General features: G+C 57.1%; 1 protein-coding gene and 1 pseudogene. Both read left to right on the top strand.

All coding sequences use genetic code 11. The features are described 5' to 3' along the window. Positions 1-1,963: pseudogene (locus tag D6877_RS29280) on the top strand (hypothetical protein); the annotation flags it as partial. Then, on the top strand, positions 1,953-3,068 hold the full coding sequence (locus D6877_RS01470; protein ID WP_178083614.1) for a hypothetical protein: 1,116 nt from the start codon (positions 1,953-1,955) through the stop codon (positions 3,066-3,068). The pseudogene D6877_RS29280 and the gene D6877_RS01470, both read left to right, overlap by 11 nt. The last annotated feature ends 120 nt before the right edge of the window (positions 3,069-3,188 follow it).

Raw genomic sequence — 3,188 nt, 5'->3', positions numbered from 1 at the left:
CGAACAGGCCGGGCAATATTCAACGCTGTTCAACGCCGGCATGGCGATGTTCAACAACCTGCCGGACTGGCTGACCAAATTGCAGAGCATCGAGCAGCCGCAGCTGCCGGCCCTCGACGATCTGCCGGCACACAGCCGCGTCCTCGCCGATGCGGTGCAAGACACCTACAGCCCGGCGCTGAACCTGGGCCTGAGCCGGGCGCTGGAAGGCTTCGATCTTGCCGGCGAGAAAATCCCCGACCTCGACGAGCTGTTCCAGCGCTTGCCCAAAGCCCTGCGCCTGCGCGTCTTCGACGCCGCGCGAACCAGCGGCGTGACCTTCACTGTGTCCACTCCGGCGGAACAAGCGGCGCTGCAAGCCACGATCAAGGAAGTGCTGCGCGAACGCGACTACCTGAAAACCCTCAACCGCGAACGCAACCAACTCACCCACAACAAAAACCGCCAGGGCCACAAAACCGCCCGGGCGGTGGAATTGCAGCAGGAAATCGTCCGCGTGCGCACGCAATTGGCGCTGTTCGAAGGCCGCCTTGCGGCAGCGTTAAGCCCGATTGACGAACTGCCAGATCGCTCGGCCCGACTGTATGGCGCCACCCCGGCGAAAGCGGGATTGACGGTGGTGTTTCCGCCGGCGCAGCAAGGGGAATTGCGCGGGTTGCTGGAGAATATTCGCGCGGGGGTGGCGGGGGTTTCGAAGGCGAGTCTGGTGCGGACGGAGGGGATGGGATTGTTGGTGGTGTTGGTGCAGGTGGTGAATTTGGTGGGGGCTTTGCGTGAACTGCGTAGGCAAACAGCGAATAAACGAGTTTGGCAGCCATTCGCCAATGCGATTGTCGCTACTGGGGCTGCAGGATTTACTGCCGCGCAAAGTCTTGGGGATACAGCCTTGAAAAACCGCAGTTCATTTCTGGCGACGAATCTTCAGCAGGCGGCGCTGAAAAACGTGCATGTGCAGTTGGGGAAACTGCATATTGGTCTGGGCAGTTTCACCTATGCCTTGGGTTTCCTGTCTTCGCTGCAAAGCGTGAAAAGCCATTATGCAAACTGGCAACAGGCCGTTCGCGGCGGAAGCTTTCACGCCGAGAAAAGCACTGCGTTGGCCGCGATTGGCGCGTTGGGTTCAACTGCCAATAACGGGTATGCCTTGAGCCATACCATTCACGCCGGGCACAGAGTTTTGATCGCCGAAAACGCAGCGGCAAGAGCCGCAGCCTGGGCCGCTGCTGGCACACGCCTGTCTACTGTTTTCTTTCGTTTTAACCTGGCCGGTGCGTTATTCACTGTGCTTGAACTATCGGGGGTCTGGCTGTTCAGCCGTTACAACATCAGCGCGCATGATAAATGGCTGAAAATAACGCCATGGAGCCGGGATCCGGATATGCGTGGTGATCATTCGCTCAAGGATTATCAAAATTATCTGGCTTTTTTGATTCACGCGCCCTATGTGCAACTCGGCGTGCAAGCGCATGACTCTCGACTTAAAAGCTTGCTGCTGAAAGCCAAGCCCAGCGATATCCATCTGGTCCTGCCTCGATTGACCTTGAAGGATCTGACACCTCCCTTGGGTGGGAAGCCGACGCATCACTTAGGTATCGGCGCGCACCGCATTTCAGTTCCATTACACAGCCGAGGAACGCCACGAGAACAGCGGGACGTCATCAGCGACGAAATCGTAAAGAGTCTGCGCATCGTCAAGTCCATGCCGGAGGGACTGGTGCTCTGTCTTCAGTACCCGGTAGCGCCCGACTCGGAATTTACCCCAGCAAAAGAAACACTTGAGCTGGCCATCCGCATTCAGGCTCTGGATGAGAATGGTCAATGGGTATCACGAACTCGGGTGATACATGTTGAGCCTCGCGGGAAAGGTCATTTTCCGGTGGTTTCACCTGAGCTTGTAAAAGACAAACCACCTGTACTGTTCATCGAAACACAGTTTCTGGACCCAGCCGACCATGCCGAATGACCAAGACAACGCAAGCAACCAGGCCAGGCAGGCGGGAGATATCGAACCGTTTCCAAGCGGAAAAATTACTTATCTGGCACCGTTGCCATTGCCTACCGTACAGCAACCCTTTGGACCGCAAATCGGTGAACTGAATCACGTCTTCATGGAATTCGGGATAGGACCGCCGCAAGTGTTCATGTGGCAGGTAACAGTAGGGTTGCCCTTTAGTGCAACCTTCATGATCACGTGCCTTTTTCCCGCAATTGCTGGTTTTATGTTTTTTCTGGCAGGTTCGGGGTGGAATGACATATGCGGCGCCATCGAAGGAGTTTTCGATGCTTTGATTGGTACGGGCTCTTTGACCATTTTTTGTTGTTTGTGTATTAACCTGGGCGTCTGGCACCACGTCCACAAAAAACGCCTCTCCCTCATCCCAACCCGCTTCAACCGTCAACGCCGCGAAGTCTGCTTCATGCCCGAAGGGGCGTCCGAACCAGTCTTCGTTCCATGGGAATCGCTCAGCGCGTGGATCATCGAAGCCAAGGGCGTCACCCAGTTCGGCGTCCATCGCCAATACGGCATGGGCATCGGTTTTCATCACGGCGAAACCCTCACCAGCCTCGAATTCCAATGCGCCGGCCTGGAGCTCGCGATCAGCCACTGGGAAGCGATTCGCGGTTACATGGAGTACGAAGTCAACGACCTCAAATCGATCCAGGACCTGCAAGACCTGCAAGGCCCGGACGACCCGCCCCACGAAGGCCTGCACACTTTTCGCAATGCCCGCGCGCGGATGCACCAGCAGATCCGTGAAGGCCGCCGCTCGCGGCTGTCGGGATTTTTTTGGTACCTGTATCACGTCATGACTTTATGGACGATTCCCAACCGTTTGGTCGAATGGGAAGTGCGCCGTCTGGAAAGAATCGGCAAGCAGGCGCTGCCGGAAGTCATGCGCGAATGGTCCGAGCCGCTGCCGATAGAGCAATGGGCCAAGCCCAGTGAAGAGTTGCTGCGGCTGAGCGAACAAGTGCGGCGGATGCACAAGCGCCACCCTCATCGGCCGATTACCGAAATATTCGCCGCTGTCGGTGCAAGCAGACACACGACAAGGCAAGGGGCGTGATTTGCCAGTAAACTCCCCTCCTCTCGCCGCCCTTTGTTCCTCGCGGCCACCCTCTTGATCAAAATGCGGAGTCCACCTTGCGTCTGTTCCACACCTCCGACTGGCACCTTGGGCAAAACC

Source organism: Pseudomonas sp. Sample_9, assembly GCF_004307535.1.
Classification (GTDB): domain Bacteria; phylum Pseudomonadota; class Gammaproteobacteria; order Pseudomonadales; family Pseudomonadaceae; genus Aquipseudomonas; species Aquipseudomonas mercuritolerans.
The sequence above is the reverse complement of the archived record's forward strand: the minus strand, read 5'-3'. Positions and strand labels throughout refer to the sequence as shown.